Here is a 15,636-nt window from a genome sequence, read left to right as displayed (position 1 = left end):
GACCCGGCCGACGGCGGAGGGAAGAGTGTGTGTTCAGGACCTGACCGCTGCGTACTCGCCGAGCCACGTCAGGATGCTGTCGGTGTGTTCCCCCAGACCGGGTACGGGGCGCATCTCGTGTTCGGCGCCCATCACCGTCACCGGGGGGAGTAGTCCTTCGAGCGGTCCGACGGGGGATTCGAATTGTGCCCACCGGGAGCGTGCCACGAGCTGCGGGTGCTCGGCGAACTCGTCCATCGTGCGCTGCCGGGCATACGCGATCTTCGCCGCTTCCAACCTGTCGACGAGGTCCGCGCCGGTGAGGCCTGCGGCAACGTCGTCGATGACGCCATCGAGGTCGGCGCGGTGCGCGACCCGGTCGGCGTTGGTGACGAACCGCGGATCGTCGATCAGCTCCGGCGCCTGCAGCACGACACGACAGAACACGTCCCATTCGCGTTCGTTCTGCAAACCCAGGTTGACGACCTCCCCGTCCGCCGCAGTGAACGGTCCGTACGGCGCGATGGTCGCGTGGCTCGCTCCCGTCCGCTTCGGCGCCGATCCGCCGTATCGGGCGTAGTAGTCGGCGTACCCCATCCACTCGCCGAGCGCCTCGAGCATCGAGATCTCGAGGTTGGCGCCCCGGCCGGTCCGCCCACGATCGAGCAAGGCGGTGAGGATCCCCGAGTAGGCGTACATGCCGGCGCAGATGTCCGCGATGGACAGTCCGACCTTCGAGGGCTCGTCCTCGGTTCCGGTGATCGACACCAGTCCGGCCTCGCATTGGATCAGCAGGTCGTAGGCCTTGCGTGCCTCGTAGGGGCCGCCGCGGCCGTATCCGGAGATATCGCACGTGATCAGGTTCGGGTGGGTATCCCGCAAGCGCTCGGCCCCGATGCCGAGGCGTCCGGCAGCGCCGGGTGCCAGGTTCTGGACGAGGACGTCGGCGCGGTCGACGAGTTGGTGCAGGATCCGGTTGCCCTCCTCCGAGCGAACGTCGAGCTCGATGCTCTCCTTCCCGCGGTTCGTCCACACGAAATGGCTCGCCATCCCCTGGACCGTTCGGTCGTATCCGCGTGCGAGATCTCCGACACCGGGGCGTTCGATCTTGATTACCCGAGCACCGAGGTCGGCGAGGTGCCGGGTCGCGAACGGTGCCGCGATCGCCTGTTCGAGCGAGACCACCACGACACCCTCCAATGGGCGATGCACAGGGTGGGGAGCAAAATCCGAACGCTCGGTACTCACGTCATTCTCCTTGCCGGGTCGGTCGTGTCAGTGCTGTTTCACTGTCGCGCCCCTGCGTGTGTTTGTGAAATGCCGATATCCGCCGATCCTCATACGTTCCGCGTATAAGCTCAGGCAGTGAACTTGCAGGAGTTGCGATGGTTCGTCGCCCTCACCGAATCGGAGAACATCACCGCTGTCGCCGCGGAGATGCACGTCACGCAACCGACGTTGTCGCGGGCCATAGCCCGGCTGGAGACGGGGTTCGGGGTGCGGTTGTTCGACCGGCGGCACAATCGGCTCCATCTCAACCGGTACGGCGAGATTCTTCGCGCACATGCGTTGCGCGCATTGAGCGAAGTGGATTCCGCGCACAACCGGATCAGCACCCTGGCAGATCCGAACGAGGGCACCGTCTCCCTCTGCTTCCTGCACAGCCTCGGCGAGTGGCTCGTGCCGGAACTGATCAGCAGGTATCGCGCCGAACATCCCAAGGTGAGATTCGAACTACGCGGTGCTGCAGCAGATTCGGTTGCCGACGACATCCGGGTCGGCCGGTCCGATCTCGGTTTCGTAGCCCCCGAGCCCTCCGTCGACGACCTCGTGTGGACACCAGTGGCCACCGAACCGGTTCGCTTGCTCGTTCCTGTCCGTCACCGGCTGGCTCGCCGCAAAACGGTGAGTTTCGCCGAGGTCGCCGAAGACGATTTCGTGGCTCTCACGCCGGAGTACGGGCTGCGCCAGCTCACCGACCGTCTCGCCCGAGCTGCCGGCTTCGCCCCGCGAATCGCGTTCTCGGTCACCGAGGTCGGCACGATGCGCGCCATGATCGCGGCCGGAGTGGGCGTGGGAGTTGTGCCTGCTCCATCTGCGGCCGCGGACCCTCCCGACGGAACTACACTGATCGAATTGCGTGATCGCGATGCGTGGCGAACGATCGGCATGATCCAGGCCGATCGGCCCCTCACCTCCTCGGTCGCCGAAGGCTTTCACAGGTTCGTCCTCGAGACGCTCGTCGAGAACACCACGGGACCCGCCGGGCCTCCTCGACGCGGGTGATCGTGCCGGCCGTCCAGCTCTCAGTCGAAGACACCCCCGGCGCCGGGGGTCAGCGCAGGACGAACGGGTTTCCGGTCGGTGCTCCGATGTTGATCCACACGCTCTTGGTTTCGAGGTACTCGTCGATTGCCTCGGCACCGTTTTCCCGGCCGATACCGGAGTCCTTCACCCCGCCGAACGGCAGCATGAAGCTGACCGCGCGGTAGGTGTTGACCCAGACCGTCCCGGACTCGATCGCCTCCGCCATGCGGAACGCGCGGGGCAGGTCGGTGGTCCAGACACCGGCACCGAGACCGTACTTCGAGTCGTTGGCAATGGCGATCGCCTCGTCTTCGGTGTCGAACGGGATCACCGCCAGCACCGGGCCGAAGACTTCCTCTTGCGCCAACCGGGATTGATTGCTCACCCCGGTGAACACTGTCGGCTGTACGAACCACCCATCGGTTCCGGTGCCGGTGGCCACGCCGCCCCCGAGCGCGAGTTGTGCACCCTCGGCGGTGGCGATGTCGATGTACTCGAGCACCTTCTTGTGCTGGTCACGAGTCGTGATCGGACCGACCTGGGTGTCGGGGGACATCGGGTCACCGATGCGCGCTGTGGAGGCAAGCGCGACCAGCTTGGCGACGACCTCGTCGTGCACGGATCGCTGCACCAGAAGCCGGCTTCCGGCAATGCAGGTCTGACCGGACGCGGCGAAAATTCCCGAGACCGCGCCGTTGACCGCGGCGTCGAGATCGGCGTCGGCAAAGACGATGTTCGGTGACTTGCCGCCGAGTTCGAGCGAAACCCGCTTGAGACCGCGCGCCGCCGCGGCCCCGATGTGCCGCCCGGTCGCGTCCGAGCCGGTGAAGCCGACCTTGCGCACCAGGGGGTGGTCGACCAGCGGCCCTCCCACGTCGGGCCCGAATCCGGTGACCACGTTGACCACTCCCGCCGGCAGGCCTGCCTGTTCGAGGATACGAACGAATTCGAGGGTGGAGGCGGAGGTGTATTCGGAGGGCTTGACGACCACCGAACAGCCAGCGGCCAACGCGGGTGCCAGCTTCCAGGTGAGCAACAGCAGCGGCGAGTTCCACGGGGTGACGATTCCGACGACCCCGATCGGCTCGCGCCGGGTGTAGGTGAAGTATCCCGGCTTGTCGACGGGAACGACGCGGCCTTCGATCTTGTCGGCGAGACCACCGTAGTACCGGTACCACTGCGCGAGATACCGGCACTGGCCGAGCATTTCGCTGTAGAGCTTGCCGTTGTCCCGGACCTCGGTGCGGGCGAGGAGTTCGGCGTTCTCCTCGAGCGCGTCGGCGACGCGCTGCAGGATCAGACCGCGGGCGCTGGGACTCATCGTCGCCCACGACCCGGTGGTCATGGCACGGTGCGCGACCTGGACGGCGTCCTCGACGTCCTCGGCCTGCCCGCGCGCGATCTGCGCCCACGGCCGGCCGGTGAAGGGGTTGTCGGTCTCGAAGTACGTCTCGTCAGCGGACGGGCGCTGCTGCCCGCCGATGTGGAGCAGGTATTTCTGCATGGCAGGGTTCTCTCTCGGTTCGGCGTCGGCCATCAGAACGTGTCGAGGCCGAGCGCGGCGCGGAACTTGTTTTTCACCGCCGTGCCGTCGCGGGGCGGAAGGGCGCGCGGCGGCTCGGTCTGCTCGATGAACACCTGAACGAAGGTCGTACCCTCGCGGGCGGTGACGATCTGTGCGACACGGTCGACGTCGGCGATGTCGCGGACCCGTTCGGTGCGGGCAATGCCGAACGACGACGCGATGCCCGCCAGATCGGCTCCGAGACTGGAGTGGCTGCGCTGCATGCCCGTTTCGCCGAAGTGCCCGTTGTCGAGGACGACGATGGTGAGGTTCTTCGGGGCCTTGACCGCGACCGATCCGAGCGCGCCGATTCCCATGAGCTGTTCCCCGTCACCGGTGATGACGACCACGGACTCGGCCGGACGAGCGAGAGCGAGGCCCAAGCCGGTGGGTACGGCGGCACCCATGGCGCCCCATAGATAGAAGTTGCGGTCGCGCTCCCCTGCGGCGAAGACGTCATAGGACGGGGAGCCGAGACCGGTGACGACCAGTGCCTCCGGCGCCCGGTCGAGCAGTGTCGCGACGAACTCGCGTCGGTCGAGGCGTTCGCCGGCGAGGGTTCCGATGGTCGAGTTGCTGACGTTCACTTGCGCTCCCACTTCTTGCGTCCGATGAGCCGCTGACCCAGGAGCACTGCGACGCGCTCACCAGCGAGAAAAGCCTGATCGAAGGCGGCGGAGACGACCTCGCCGACCTGATCGGGGTCGTCGACCCGGAAAACTGTGATGCCCATGAGTTCGAGGGCCTGCTGCGTGGTCGAACCCATGGGGATCTGCCACGGGTTGAACTCGGCGTACTCACCACGCATGGTCACCAGCGTGAGGAACGGAAACTTGCACATCTCCAGCAGGGAGAACATGTTGACGCAGTTACCGACTCCGCTGCTCTGCATGAGCAGGACCGCGCGCTGCCCGCCGAGCCAGGCGCCGCTGACAACGCCGACGCCCTCTTCCTCGGTGGTCAGCACGACGTCTTCGATGCCGGGGTCGGCGATCGCGGCTTGGATCGCGTACGAGTGGCCGGCGTCCGGTACGTACGCGATCTGCTGGACATCTCCTTCACGCAGAACGTCGAAGACGGACTTCTGCCAGCCGGGTGCGCTGACTGTGGAATTCATGGGTGCTCCGATTCATGACGATGGACGCTCCCAAAGATCATGAAACAACATGGTGGCGGTGTGGTAATAGAATTTCGTGATACTGCTATCAAAGGTTTTGTTTGCGCGGGAGGGACCCACCGGACAGGCCTTGGTCATCTACGTTCGCGACGGCATCGCTCAGCCCGGACGTGTTCCCGGCGTTCGCACAGGGGTGGGCAACGCGCACCCTAGGGTGTCTGTCGAACCGCGTGTCCGGACGGCAGTGTTGTTGTGGCCAAGGAATACTCGACCACAACCACCAAGGACTCCGCATGTTTCGCCACACCGCCCTTCGCGCCGGCCTGATGTTCGCCGCGGTCGCATTCTCTGTCACCGGCGCAGCCGGAATCGCGCACGCCATGCCCGCCTCGTCGGGGGCGGCTGATGTCGCAGCGGTCTCACAGTCGGACCGCGATGCCCGCGACCGGGATCGGCGCGATCGTTTCGACGACGACGAGCAGGCCATGCTCTGCGAGGGTCAGGCCATCGTCGACCGGCCCAGCTGCTCGTCCTTGCCGTACTGATTCGCATCGATCGGGCGGGCCCTCCGCCGGCGCCGCTGCCGCGTTCAGTGCGGCAGCGGCGGGTGAACCGATGCCGCAGCCGCGTATCGTCTGCTGCAAGGTAACCCCGCACCCGATGGCTTCGCCCATCGGTCCGCCTACTGCGCGGGGTCTGACGATGCTCGAGCATGCCTCACCCCAGACGCTCACGGTCTTCGTCGACGACGAGCCTGTCTCCGCAGACTCCGTCTGGCACCCGGGTGACACCGTGACCACCGCCCTCTCCTGGCTCGACGAGCAGCAGCTTCCCGCCGAGCTCCGATCACTGGCCGAGGAGGGCGAGATCGGGCCGAACGGTGTCGGCCGAGGAGTCTTCTACGTCGACAGGTACCCGGGGTTCTCCCCTCAGCCCGTGCTGTCCGTGAGCGGAGTGGTCGCGACGATCGAGGTCGTCGCGAACCTCGAACTGCACACCGACCACGGCTGGAAACTGTTGCCCGACACCGTACAGATGTGGGAGGTACCCGACACGGGCACATGGCGCATGCCGAATCGGCAGTACTCGACGCCCGGCACGTCCGGTGACCTTCGATTCATCGAACAACACGAGTTCGTCGAGCGGTACGGCGTCACCATACCGACCTTCCGTCGCGATTCCCGATACTTCCGGGTGGCTCTCTACGTGGCCGAGTGAGAGCTACCGCCTACCGGAGTTCTAGCCGCACATCCCGGAACGCGAAGATGCCGACAACCCAGTCGAAAGCCGTGGGCCCGTCCTCCCTCAGAGCACGCTCGAGGTCGGCGCGCACCCTCTCCCGGTTCGTGGGGTGGCACTGCGCGAGACGCTGCTCGAGCTGACGCGCAGTCTCTGCGTACCCGAGAGCCTCGCGGGATCTGTCGCTGTACTCCCATACGAACAGGAAGCGGCCGTCATCAGGCGTGCCGTATCCACCGGTGAGGCAGTCGGCGAACGCGTCCAGGTTGCGGCCGAAGTACCCGCCTTCACCGCGTACCGCTTCTCCGACCACCGTGAAGACGTCGTCGAGCGTGTGGATGCGCGAGCCGTCGATCACGTATGTCACGGGCTGTCCGGTCATGGTTCGATCATTCCTGACGGGAGATGTAAAGGGTCCGTGACGAATCAATCGGTGTCTCTTCACTTGTCCTCAGATGTCGATCGAATGACGTATTGACTAAATTGCACGACTCCGAGACCGCGATCCCATGTTTGTTCACTCGATCGATTTTGATATTCATTGGGCATGACAACGCCGATTCCTCCTGGCTGGCACCCCGATCCTCAGGGCCAGCCTCACCTTCGATGGTGGGACGGCAGTCGGTGGACCTCCGCTACACAACCCTTCGCGGGCACGGAGAATCCGGTACCCCGCACACCGGCCTCCGGCACCGCCGACATTGTGCAAGCGCAGCGACCCCTGTCCGTGTTCAACGCCAAGAAGCGCGCTCAGGAACTTCAGACCGAGGTCGACAGACTGCAACTTCTGGTCGACCGCATGGGCCTTGCCGGGGTCTCCGCGCTCGACGCCGAATCCACCCGACTGACGGCGGAGGTCGCCCGACTTCAACACGAGAAGGTTGATCTGGATCAACAGATCACAGCGGCGCGGGGTGCGCTTATCGAGGCGCAAGTGCAGCAAGAATTGCAATCGGTCGGGCTATATCGTTACCAACACCCCGCAGAGACGTCTGTGCAACTCAAGGATGAGCTTCTCCGCGTACAGTCCGCGATCAAACAGGCTGTCAAAGACAAGACGGCAATCACCGCGACCACAAACTTTACGTTCAATAACTCCGCAGCTCAGGGCCGCAGGTTTGTCTCCGATATGTCTCGAATGATGCTCCGCGCCTATAACGCCGAGGCCGAGAACTGCGTCAAGACTGTGAAGGCCGGCAACCTGCCCGTCGCCAGCCAGAGACTGTTCAAAGCGGCTGACCAGATCTCGAAGCAGGGCCAGATGATCAGCTTGCGGGTCACCGATCATTACCATCGACTGCGGCTCACAGAACTCGAACTGGCGGCCGACTTCCACATGAAAGTTCAGGAAGAGAAGGAAGCTGAACGCGAACGCCGGGAGGAGTTGCGCGAGCAACGCAAAGCTGAGCAAGAGCTTCAGGCGGAACGCGCCAAGCTGGAGAAGGAACTCGCGCACTACCGCAATGCCCTCACCGCACTCGAAGCGAGTGGTGACACCGCGGGAGCGCAGCGTTTACGCGACAAACTCGGCGACGTTCAGCACGCTCTCGATAACGTCGACTACCGAGCTGCGAACATCCGCGCAGGATTTGTCTATGTCATCTCCAACATGGGGGCGTTCGGAATCAACACGGTCAAGATCGGCATGACCCGCCGACTCGAACCAATGGACCGCGTCCGCGAGCTTGGTGACGCATCCGTGCCCTTCCGCTTCGACGTACACGCGCTGTTCTTCGCCGATGACGCGGTGACCGTCGAGGCCAAGCTTCACCAGGCCTTCGCCGACCGCCGCGTCAACAAGGTCAATACACGGCGCGAGTTCTTCTATGCGAGCCCTGCGGAGGTACTCACAGTCCTGCAACGCGAGATTGGCGAAGTCATCTCCTTCACCGAAGAACCCGAAGCTGACGAATACCTCATAAGTATCGGAAAGAAGGATGTTTCGTTGTAGCGACAGCGGTGTCAGCGAACGGGTCGACTGTGTCGCACGAGATCGTGTACGGGCGGCGAGTGAACCGATCAACGCTGGTGGCGCGCCGTGAAGCGCTCGGACCAGCGGACCCCGGGATGCGCCGCGAGCAGTGCCCGGCGCTGACGTTCCGTCATCCCACCCCAGATGCCGAATTCGACTCGATTGTCGAGTGCGTACGCACCGCATTCCGTCAGCACCGGGCAGTGCCTGCAGAGGGCGGCGGCCTTGCGTTGCGCGGCACCTCTGACGAAGAGCTGATCCGGGTCTCCTTCTCGACACTGAGCCCGCGTTATCCACTCGAGTTCCGCTGCGGGGCGTGCGAGGTCGTGACGCCTGTTCGGTTTGCACATGAGTCATCCCCCTCTCGAAGATCGAGCACAGGTCGGGGCAGTGGGAATGTGGGTACGTTCCGGTGAAATGAGTGAAAGATCCAGTTGCGAAGAGTTTTTCGCAACGCATCGGCTCCGGTGGCGAGGTGCGATCGACGATTGCACCGATTACAGATTAACTGCACTCCGTGCCGATCGCGCGCCGAAGATCGGCACGGCCGTTGTGGGTGCAGACTGGATCCATGGTGTCGACGCAGCGCGAGCGGGAAGACAAGTACGAGGTGGGGCTCGAGTTCGTCCTGCCGGATCTCGAGGACGTGTTGCCTGCCGAGGGACGGATCGAGCAGGGCACGGTGAATCTGAACAGCGTCTACTACGACACGGATGACCGCGATCTGCTCCGTCAGAAGATCACGTTCCGCCGCCGGACCGGGGACGCCGATGTGGGATGGCAGTTGAAGGTCCCCGCAGACAAAGCACGCACCGAGATTCGCATGCCTCGAGGCGAGAGCGACGAGGTGCCCGACGAGTTGGCGACCATGATTGCGGGTGTCGCACTGGGCAAGCCCGTGCACCCGGTGGCGACGCTGAAAACCGTGAGACGCACGCAGCGACTCCTCGACCGGGACGACCGTCTGCTGGCGGAAGTGGCCGACGACCGCGTGCGCGGCGCCGTCGCCGGTGACCGCGCTGTCCTCAGCGAGTGGCGGGAGGTGGAGGTAGAACTCGGCGACGCCGGGGACGAGAAACTGCTCGGGAAGATCGGCAAACGCCTCACCCGCCGTGGTGCGCAGCCGTCCCCGTATCCGTCGAAGCTCAGCCGTGTGCTCACCGCCGCGCACCTCGCGGTCGACGGCTGGGACACGAAGCGAACGACAGTGGAAGCGGTGCTCGTCGACTATCTGGATTCCCAGGTCCAGGCGATCGTGGCAGGCGACGTGTGGTTGCGGCGTGGGCTGGACCCCGTCCACCCCACCCGCGTGGGGATCCGACGTTTCCGCAGCACGCTGCGGGTATTCCGGCGCCTGTTCGAGCCGGCCGCGCGGGCAGAACTCGACGCGGAACTCTCGTGGTACGCGGGACTGCTGGGGGAGGTGCGGGATCGGCAGGTGCAACGCGCACGCTTCGCGGACGCGCTCGCCGCCCTGCCTTCGGAACTCGTGTTGGGCCCGGTTGCCGCGCGCATCGAGAACGATCTGCTCGCCGAGCAACTCCGTCGTACGAAGGAAGTGATGGAAGCCCTCGACGGTGACCGCTACCGCGCGCTGCTGGCCACCCTGGCGCGGTGGCGCACGACGCCGCCGCTGACCGCCGCGGCGGGCGACGATCCCCGGGTTATCGAAAAGTCGGTGCGGAAGGCCGAACGCAAGGCGCTCACACGCGTCGCCGCCGCTGCTGCCGGCGACGACGATGCGGCCCTGCACCGCGCGCGGAAGGCCGCCAAGCGTGCCCGGTACGCGGCCGAACTGGCCGCACCGATTCTCGGGAAGAAAACCGCACAGAAGAAGGCGGCACGGTTCAAGAAGATGCAGCGAGTTCTCGGCGAGCACCAGGACAGCGTCGTCGCCGCGGAGACGCTCCGGACGCTCGGTGCCCGCGCCGGCACGACACCGGGCGAGAACGGATTCACGTTCGGCCTGCTGTACGGCCTGGAATTGCAGAATGCGCGGCAGGCCCGGGAGGACGCCGCCGGGCTCGCGGCGGGCGAGTAGTCGGGGTCAGCCGGCCGGAATCGGCGCGAGGTACCGCAGCGTCGGGGGCGGACCCGCACCGCAATCGACGAACCACACGCCCCCTTTCGCGGTCGCCCCCGAGGGCGGGGCGTCCGGTGCGCCTCGGGACCGCGCGAACTCGGCCAGCGCGTTGAGGATCTCCCCGTGGGTGCAGAAGGCTGCCCCGTCGGCTTCGGGTCCGTGTAATAGGGCGAACAGTTCGTCGGGCGGTGCGTCCGGTGCCAGCAGTGGGTGATCGGCGACGCGCAGACCGACCGCCTCGGCGAGCGGCAGAAGGGTCTGGCGGCAGCGGGTGGTGGGACTCGAGAACAGTGTCGCGATCTCGATGCCGCGCAGCGCTGCGACAAGGCCGTGGGCCTGGTCGTGCCCGAGCGGGCTCAGTGGACGGTCGGCGTCGGGGCCGTCCCATTTCTTCTTCTCGCCTGCATGGGCGTGCCGGACCAGGACGAACATTCTCACCTTCTCCCGGCGTAGGGATAGTCGTTGAAGACTCCCACGCGAGACGACAATTGGCCACCACGGCTTCTCGACGGTCAGGTGCGGCGGGACGAGCGGATCCCGTAGATCACGGCCCCGACACCGAGGACGATCACACCCGAGATCACCGAGGCACGAGGAAGGAACGCGGCGAGAACGAGACATCCGGCGGCGCCGACGACGGCCACCAGCCGCGGCCACGGTTTCGCGGACAAGGTCCAGGCCGACGCGTTGGCGATCAGGTAGTAGACCAGCACCGCGAACGAGGAGAACCCGATGACGCCGCGCAGATCCGCTGCCGCGGCGAGAATCGCCACCACCGCACCGACCGCCAGCTCCGCCCGATAGGGCACCGCGAACCGGGGGTGGACGGCGCCGAGCAGACGTGGCAGGTGGCCGTCCCGTGCCATCGCGAACGTGGTCCGCGAGACCCCGAGGATCAGGGCCAGCAGCGAGCCGAGCGCCGCGATCACCGCGGCGACCCGGACCGCCGATTCGAGGGCCCCGAAACCCACGGCGGCGACGGCCTGCGCGAGTGGATCCGTCGCTGCAGCGAGTGCGTCGGCGCCGAGGGCGTTCAGTACGGCGATCGCGACGCACAGGTACACGACAAGTGTGATCGCCAGGGCGATGGGGATCGCCCGGGAGATGGTCCGGGCCGGGTCCTTCACCTCCTCGCCGAGCGTGGCGATCCGGGCGTACCCGGCGAACGCGAAGAACAGGAGGCCGGCGGCCTGGAGGACTCCGGCCACGCCGTGCCCGGAGGTGATCGCGAGCCCGTCGAAGCCGGTGTCGGAACCGGTCAGGCACACGACGACGACCACTGCGAGGACGGCGAGTACCGCGAACACGATGCCCCGGGTGACCAGCGCGGACTTCTGCACGCCCAGGTAGTTCACCGCCGTGATGGCGGCAACGGCGACGACCGCGACGACGTGCTCGCGGCCGGGCCAGGCGTAGGCGCCGACGGTCAGGGCCATCGCGGCACACGAGGCGGTCTTGCCGACCACGAATCCCCAGCCCGCGATATACCCGAAGAACGGTCCCAGGCGTTCACGACCGTAGACATAGGTGCCACCGGATTGCGGGTACAGCGCGGCGAGCCGAGCCGAGGAATCGGCATTGCAGTACGCGATCACCGCGGCCACTGCCAACCCCACGAGCAGGGCGCCACCGGCGGCGGACGCGGCAGGCCCCAGCGCGGCGAAGATCCCCGCCCCGATCATCGACCCGAGGCCGATCATCACCGAGTCGAACACCCCCAACCGGCGGCGCAACTGTGGCCTCGCGGGCGGGTGCACGTCGTTGCCTTCCGAAACCTCGTCACCGGCCATGCGTGGCAGTTTCCCTTCGGACGTGCGGATGTCGGGCAGTCCAACGCTAGCGTTCGCCGGGGACCCACACGTGAACCCTTCGGGACCAAGCAGTTTCGGCACGCCGACCGGATCGCCGGCCACGGCCAGGGTTGCGACGGTCGGGGCGCGGCAGGTGCGGGCATCGCACTCGAAACACCGATAACCGCCCGAAGGGGGTGATTTCCGCCAACGGGTCGGACCATAATTGTTTCATCGGGAAAACGGATACACCGAAATCATTTCCAACCCGAGAATCATCGACCGGTGAGAAGCCGGGCGACAATCGAATCAAAGGTGACATCAGATGAACACGTTCGCATTGCGCACGGCGGTTACGTCGGCTGCGATCGCCGCCTTTTTTGCGCTCGGTTCAGGCGTCGCAGCGGCGGCACCGGCATTTCATGGAGACCCGAACACACCTGGCACACAACTCCACGTTCACAACGACCCCAATACCCCCATGGACAACAACAGTTACCAGTGCGGGGCGATCGGCGTCGGGGGCGCGGGAGTCGGATCGAACCCTCCCGGAGGAAGCGGGCAACTGAACGGCGTCTTCTTCGGCAGCGGCCCGGTTCAGGGTGGTTGCATCGGAAATGACGGGTCGGTGCACTTCCCGTCCGGACGTGCCGAGTAGTACGGCCTGATCCGCGCCCCGTCCGTCCGCTGCGTTGCACCCTGATTCGACATCTGTCAATATCGACGCATGTCGAATCAGGAGTTGTCGGACGGTGGTGCGTGTTGCTCGCCGCTCGCGCGTGAACCACTCACCGAGGACTGGGCCGGGGATCTGGCCCGGATGTTCAAGGCCCTCGGCGATCCGGTGCGCCTGCGCCTGCTGAGCCTGATCGCCAGCCACGCCGGCGGTGAAGCCTGCGTCTGCGACATCTCCGAGTCGTTCGACCTGTCGCAGCCGACGATCTCGCACCACCTGAAAGTGCTCCGCGCCGCCGGCCTGCTCGACTGCGAGCGTCGCGGCACCTGGGTGTATTACTGGGTGATCCCGTCGGCGCTGCAGCAGCTGTCCGCTGTACTGCTGACCGAGAGCGGCCCCGCCGTGCCGTCCCCCGCGTGCGCCGAGGCGCAGGCATGAGCGGGGCAACCACAACCACTACCGGGCACCCCGCCGTCGTCGGCAAACTCTCCACCCTCGACCGGTTCCTGCCGGTGTGGATCGGCGTCGCCATGGTCGGCGGACTGCTCCTCGGCCGGATGATTCCCGGGCTCGGGGACGCCCTGAGCGCCGTCGAGATCGACGGCATCTCGTTGCCGATCGCCCTCGGCCTGCTGATCATGATGTACCCGGTGCTCGCCAAGGTTCGCTACGACCGACTCGACGCCGTCACCGGCGACCGCAGGTTGCTCATCGGCTCGTTGGTACTGAACTGGGTGCTCGGTCCGGCACTGATGTTCGCCCTGGCCTGGCTGCTGCTGCCGGATCTGCCGGAGTATCGCACCGGTCTGATCATCGTCGGCCTGGCCCGCTGCATCGCCATGGTCATCATCTGGAACGACCTCGCCTGCGGCGACCGGGAGGCCGCCGCCGTGCTGGTCGCGATCAATTCGGTGTTCCAGGTGATCATGTTCGCGGTGCTCGGCTGGTTCTACCTGTCCGTGCTGCCCGGGTGGCTCGGCCTCGAGCAGACCACCATCGACACGTCGCCGTGGCAGATCGCGAAGTCGGTGCTCATCTTCCTGGGCATCCCGTTGCTCGCCGGCTACCTGACCCGCCGGTTCGGTGAGAAGGCCAAGGGCCGCACCTGGTACGAGAGCAACTTCCTCCCGAGGATCGGGCCCTGGGCGCTGTACGGGTTGCTGTTCACGATCGTGATTCTCTTCGCCCTGCAGGGTGACCAGATCACCTCCCAGCCGTGGGACGTCGTCCGGATCGCGATCCCCCTGCTGGCGTATTTCGCGATCATGTGGGGCGGCGGCTACGCCCTCGGCGCGGCGATGGGTCTGGGTTACGAGCGCACCACCACCCTGGCGTTCACCGCCGCGGGCAACAACTTCGAACTCGCCATCGCCGTGGCCATCGCCACCTACGGCGCCACCTCCGGGCAGGCCCTGGCCGGTGTCGTCGGACCGCTGATCGAGGTCCCCGTCCTCGTCGGACTGGTCTACGTGTCGCTCGCGCTGCGTTCCCGGTTCCACGCGTCCGCCACGAAAGGTTCGCTCCCATGACCACGCCCAGCGTGTTGTTCGTCTGCGTCCACAACGCCGGCCGCTCCCAGATTGCCGCCGGATTCCTCTCCCACCTCGCCGGTGACGCAATCGAGGTCCGCTCCGCCGGGTCCGCGCCGGCCGAGACCATCAACGCTGCCGCCGTGGAGGCCATGGCCGAGGTCGGGATCGACATCTCCGACCAAACCCCGAAGATCCTCACCCCCGACGCCGTCGACACCTCCGACGTGGTCATCACCATGGGCTGCGGCGACGCCTGCCCCGTCTTCCCCGGGGTCAGCTACCGGGACTGGGCACTCGACGATCCGGCAGGCAAGGGCGTCGACGCGGTTCGTCCGATCCGCGACGAGATCAAGACGCGAGTCGAAGCCCTGATCGCCGAGCTGGTCCCCGCCAGCGCCTGAGATGCGAACCGGCACCGAGCCGCCGGTCGAGTGACTAGGGTCGATCCGTATGACCACACTCAACGTCGCCGGACGGGTCGGCGCCACGGTCCTTGCGACCGTCGCGATCTCCGGCTTCCTCGCGTCAGGAACGGCGGCGGCCGCGCCGAGCACGGTGCCGTTCCAGGTCGACCCCGTCATCCCGCTCGTCGAACTGCCCACGCCCCACCTTGCCGCGACCGTCGGCGACCAACCGGGCGTCGCCGTGTTGCACGTACGCCGCACGCCGGGGGACGGAAACCCGCACTCCGCGGTCGTCCACTGGGTGAGTCTCGGCACGGGTGCGTCCGGTTCCGCATCGTTCCCGACGCTGGATGCTCAACCCGTCACCATTCGTCCGGGCTCGGGTCAGGTCGTCGCATTCGTCGACCCGCAGGCGATCGGGACACCGGGCTTCGGCACGTTCTTCGTTCCCTGACACCCGGATGACGGTCAGATCGCGGTCTCCTGCGCCGACAGTGCCATCCACGTGCCGTTCTGCTTGACGAACACGTCGGTGAAGCGTTCACGGGCCAGCACATTGCCCGACTCGGTGAGGGTGTTGACGCCATGGATCACGGCGGTGTCGCCGACGATGTCGACGGACTGCTCGGTGGCATTCATCGTGAACGTCACCGGAACGATGCTCGCGATCTCCTCGTCACGACCGAGCAGTGTTCCCTCACTCGTGATGTGCTTGAAATCGGGGCTCAGGATCGATTCGATCGTGTCACGGTCGCCGGCGGTGATGGCCGTCAGCCACCTCGCTTCCTGAGCGAGAACCGCGTCCTGTTCCTCGGTGGCGCTGACCGATGCGGTCGGCGACATCGACGCCGACGCCGTCTCACTCGTGTCGCCGCCGCATCCGGCCAGTCCACCGAACACCAGCACCACAACGACGACGCCGATCGCATTTCGTGTCGCACCGACGTTCATACCGACTCCAGGTGGCCGCGGG

General features: G+C 66.1%; 19 protein-coding genes. 10 read left to right on the top strand and 9 right to left on the bottom strand.

The annotated features are described in order from the left end of the window. Positions 1-33 precede the first annotated feature (33 nt). Positions 34-1,227: a CaiB/BaiF CoA transferase family protein gene (locus OYT95_RS21225; RefSeq protein WP_268788943.1), complete on the bottom strand. Its 1,194-nt coding sequence runs from the start codon at positions 1,225-1,227 to the stop codon at positions 34-36. Between the two features lie 117 nt (positions 1,228-1,344). On the opposite strand from OYT95_RS21225, the gene OYT95_RS21220 reads away from it, so the two are divergent. After that, positions 1,345-2,265 carry a LysR family transcriptional regulator gene (locus OYT95_RS21220; protein ID WP_052033711.1) on the top strand — a complete coding sequence of 307 codons (921 nt, stop codon included), beginning with the start codon at positions 1,345-1,347 and terminating at the stop codon, positions 2,263-2,265. A gap of 49 nt (positions 2,266-2,314) precedes the next feature. Here OYT95_RS21220 and OYT95_RS21215 read toward each other — a convergent pair whose 3' ends face one another. Genes OYT95_RS21215 through OYT95_RS21205 form a run of 3 tightly spaced genes read right to left on the bottom strand, consistent with a single transcriptional unit; the run spans position 2,315 to position 4,967 of the window. Continuing rightward, positions 2,315-3,790: an aldehyde dehydrogenase gene (locus tag OYT95_RS21215; RefSeq protein ID WP_268792257.1), complete on the bottom strand. Its 1,476-nt coding sequence runs from the start codon at positions 3,788-3,790 to the stop codon at positions 2,315-2,317. A gap of 32 nt (positions 3,791-3,822) precedes the next feature. Continuing rightward, the gene (locus tag OYT95_RS21210; RefSeq protein ID WP_081792725.1) at positions 3,823-4,437 is read right to left on the bottom strand and encodes a thiamine pyrophosphate-dependent enzyme; all 615 of its coding nucleotides are present in this window, start codon (positions 4,435-4,437) and stop codon (positions 3,823-3,825) included. Then, a complete protein-coding gene (locus tag OYT95_RS21205) occupies positions 4,434-4,967 on the bottom strand; it encodes a thiamine pyrophosphate-binding protein (RefSeq protein WP_037242860.1) in 534 nt (177 codons plus the stop codon). The genes OYT95_RS21210 and OYT95_RS21205 overlap by 4 nt, the downstream gene beginning before the upstream one ends. 293 nt (positions 4,968-5,260) lie before the next feature. Between OYT95_RS21205 and OYT95_RS21200 the strand changes: the two genes are divergently transcribed. After that, positions 5,261-5,512 (top strand): hypothetical protein, encoded by a 252-nt coding sequence (locus OYT95_RS21200; RefSeq protein ID WP_037242862.1) that lies wholly within the window; start codon positions 5,261-5,263, stop codon positions 5,510-5,512. Positions 5,513-5,627: 115 nt separating this feature from the next. Continuing rightward, entirely contained in the window at positions 5,628-6,185 is a 558-nt protein-coding gene (locus OYT95_RS21195; RefSeq protein WP_268788942.1) for a hypothetical protein, read from the top strand. A 10-nt stretch (positions 6,186-6,195) separates the two neighbouring features. On the opposite strand, the gene OYT95_RS21190 is transcribed toward OYT95_RS21195, so the two are convergent. After that, positions 6,196-6,588: a barstar family protein gene (locus tag OYT95_RS21190; RefSeq protein ID WP_037242866.1), complete on the bottom strand. Its 393-nt coding sequence runs from the start codon at positions 6,586-6,588 to the stop codon at positions 6,196-6,198. Between the two features lie 165 nt (positions 6,589-6,753). Between OYT95_RS21190 and OYT95_RS21185 the strand changes: the two genes are divergently transcribed. Continuing rightward, on the top strand, positions 6,754-8,157 hold the full coding sequence (locus OYT95_RS21185; protein WP_112299856.1) for a DUF4041 domain-containing protein: 1,404 nt from the start codon (positions 6,754-6,756) through the stop codon (positions 8,155-8,157). 68 nt (positions 8,158-8,225) lie between these two features. Here the strand turns inward: OYT95_RS21185 and OYT95_RS21180 are convergent, their stop codons facing one another. After that, positions 8,226-8,528, bottom strand: coding sequence for a WhiB family transcriptional regulator (locus OYT95_RS21180; protein ID WP_112299855.1), 303 nt, complete (start codon positions 8,526-8,528; stop codon positions 8,226-8,228). Positions 8,529-8,749: 221 nt separating this feature from the next. Here OYT95_RS21180 and OYT95_RS21175 point away from each other — a divergent pair, with 221 nt between their 5' ends. Further along, positions 8,750-10,219: a CYTH and CHAD domain-containing protein gene (locus tag OYT95_RS21175; protein WP_268788941.1), complete on the top strand. Its 1,470-nt coding sequence runs from the start codon at positions 8,750-8,752 to the stop codon at positions 10,217-10,219. A gap of 6 nt (positions 10,220-10,225) precedes the next feature. Here OYT95_RS21175 and OYT95_RS21170 read toward each other — a convergent pair whose 3' ends face one another. Next, the gene (locus OYT95_RS21170; RefSeq protein WP_128640721.1) at positions 10,226-10,693 is read right to left on the bottom strand and encodes a SixA phosphatase family protein; all 468 of its coding nucleotides are present in this window, start codon (positions 10,691-10,693) and stop codon (positions 10,226-10,228) included. Positions 10,694-10,773: 80 nt separating this feature from the next. Further along, on the bottom strand, positions 10,774-12,051 hold the full coding sequence (locus tag OYT95_RS21165; RefSeq protein WP_268788940.1) for an APC family permease: 1,278 nt from the start codon (positions 12,049-12,051) through the stop codon (positions 10,774-10,776). A 325-nt stretch (positions 12,052-12,376) separates the two neighbouring features. Here OYT95_RS21165 and OYT95_RS44450 point away from each other — a divergent pair, with 325 nt between their 5' ends. From OYT95_RS44450 to OYT95_RS21140, 5 genes are all read left to right on the top strand, one after another. Beyond that, complete coding sequence (locus tag OYT95_RS44450; RefSeq protein WP_112299852.1) at positions 12,377-12,709, top strand: hypothetical protein; 333 nt, start codon at positions 12,377-12,379, stop codon at positions 12,707-12,709. Between the two features lie 69 nt (positions 12,710-12,778). Further along, on the top strand, positions 12,779-13,165 hold the full coding sequence (locus tag OYT95_RS21155) for an ArsR/SmtB family transcription factor (RefSeq protein ID WP_268788938.1): 387 nt from the start codon (positions 12,779-12,781) through the stop codon (positions 13,163-13,165). Beyond that, positions 13,162-14,256, top strand: a complete 1,095-nt coding sequence (arsB, locus tag OYT95_RS21150; RefSeq protein WP_268788937.1) for an ACR3 family arsenite efflux transporter — start codon at positions 13,162-13,164, stop codon at positions 14,254-14,256. Before OYT95_RS21155 ends, arsB begins: the two co-directional genes overlap by 4 nt. Next, on the top strand, positions 14,253-14,660 hold the full coding sequence (locus tag OYT95_RS21145) for an arsenate reductase ArsC (protein ID WP_268788936.1): 408 nt from the start codon (positions 14,253-14,255) through the stop codon (positions 14,658-14,660). The genes arsB and OYT95_RS21145 overlap by 4 nt, the downstream gene beginning before the upstream one ends. 49 nt (positions 14,661-14,709) lie before the next feature. Then, a complete protein-coding gene (locus OYT95_RS21140) occupies positions 14,710-15,117 on the top strand; it encodes a hypothetical protein (RefSeq protein ID WP_128640719.1) in 408 nt (135 codons plus the stop codon). A 14-nt stretch (positions 15,118-15,131) separates the two neighbouring features. Here OYT95_RS21140 and OYT95_RS21135 read toward each other — a convergent pair whose 3' ends face one another. Further along, positions 15,132-15,614 (bottom strand): nuclear transport factor 2 family protein, encoded by a 483-nt coding sequence (locus OYT95_RS21135; RefSeq protein WP_268788935.1) that lies wholly within the window; start codon positions 15,612-15,614, stop codon positions 15,132-15,134. Positions 15,615-15,636 lie beyond the last annotated feature (22 nt).

The sequence above is a fragment of the Rhodococcus sp. JS3073 genome (assembly GCF_026810085.1).
Taxonomy (GTDB): Bacteria; Actinomycetota; Actinomycetes; order Mycobacteriales; family Mycobacteriaceae; genus Rhodococcus_F; species Rhodococcus_F wratislaviensis.
This window is presented reverse-complemented; position numbering and strand designations above follow the sequence as displayed.

Excerpts from the sequence above, each read along its gene's own strand:
- OYT95_RS21135 (WP_268788935.1), bottom strand. The coding sequence starts at position 15,614 with ATGAACGTCGGTGCGACACGAAATGCGATCGGCGTCGTCGTTGTGGTG.
- OYT95_RS21175 (WP_268788941.1), top strand. The coding sequence starts at position 8,750 with ATGGTGTCGACGCAGCGCGAGCGGGAAGACAAGTACGAGGTGGGGCTC.
- OYT95_RS44450 (WP_112299852.1), top strand. The coding sequence starts at position 12,377 with ATGAACACGTTCGCATTGCGCACGGCGGTTACGTCGGCTGCGATCGCC.
- OYT95_RS21140 (WP_128640719.1), top strand. The coding sequence starts at position 14,710 with ATGACCACACTCAACGTCGCCGGACGGGTCGGCGCCACGGTCCTTGCG.
- arsB (WP_268788937.1), top strand. The coding sequence starts at position 13,162 with ATGAGCGGGGCAACCACAACCACTACCGGGCACCCCGCCGTCGTCGGC.
- OYT95_RS21195 (WP_268788942.1), top strand. The coding sequence starts at position 5,628 with ATGGCTTCGCCCATCGGTCCGCCTACTGCGCGGGGTCTGACGATGCTC.
- OYT95_RS21205 (WP_037242860.1), bottom strand. The coding sequence starts at position 4,967 with ATGAATTCCACAGTCAGCGCACCCGGCTGGCAGAAGTCCGTCTTCGAC.
- OYT95_RS21165 (WP_268788940.1), bottom strand. The coding sequence starts at position 12,051 with ATGGCCGGTGACGAGGTTTCGGAAGGCAACGACGTGCACCCGCCCGCG.
- OYT95_RS21190 (WP_037242866.1), bottom strand. The coding sequence starts at position 6,588 with ATGACCGGACAGCCCGTGACATACGTGATCGACGGCTCGCGCATCCAC.
- OYT95_RS21185 (WP_112299856.1), top strand. The coding sequence starts at position 6,754 with ATGACAACGCCGATTCCTCCTGGCTGGCACCCCGATCCTCAGGGCCAG.
- OYT95_RS21145 (WP_268788936.1), top strand. The coding sequence starts at position 14,253 with ATGACCACGCCCAGCGTGTTGTTCGTCTGCGTCCACAACGCCGGCCGC.
- OYT95_RS21170 (WP_128640721.1), bottom strand. The coding sequence starts at position 10,693 with ATGTTCGTCCTGGTCCGGCACGCCCATGCAGGCGAGAAGAAGAAATGG.
- OYT95_RS21155 (WP_268788938.1), top strand. The coding sequence starts at position 12,779 with ATGTCGAATCAGGAGTTGTCGGACGGTGGTGCGTGTTGCTCGCCGCTC.
- OYT95_RS21180 (WP_112299855.1), bottom strand. The coding sequence starts at position 8,528 with ATGTGCAAACCGAACAGGCGTCACGACCTCGCACGCCCCGCAGCGGAA.
- OYT95_RS21215 (WP_268792257.1), bottom strand. The coding sequence starts at position 3,790 with ATGCAGAAATACCTGCTCCACATCGGCGGGCAGCAGCGCCCGTCCGCT.
- OYT95_RS21200 (WP_037242862.1), top strand. The coding sequence starts at position 5,261 with ATGTTTCGCCACACCGCCCTTCGCGCCGGCCTGATGTTCGCCGCGGTC.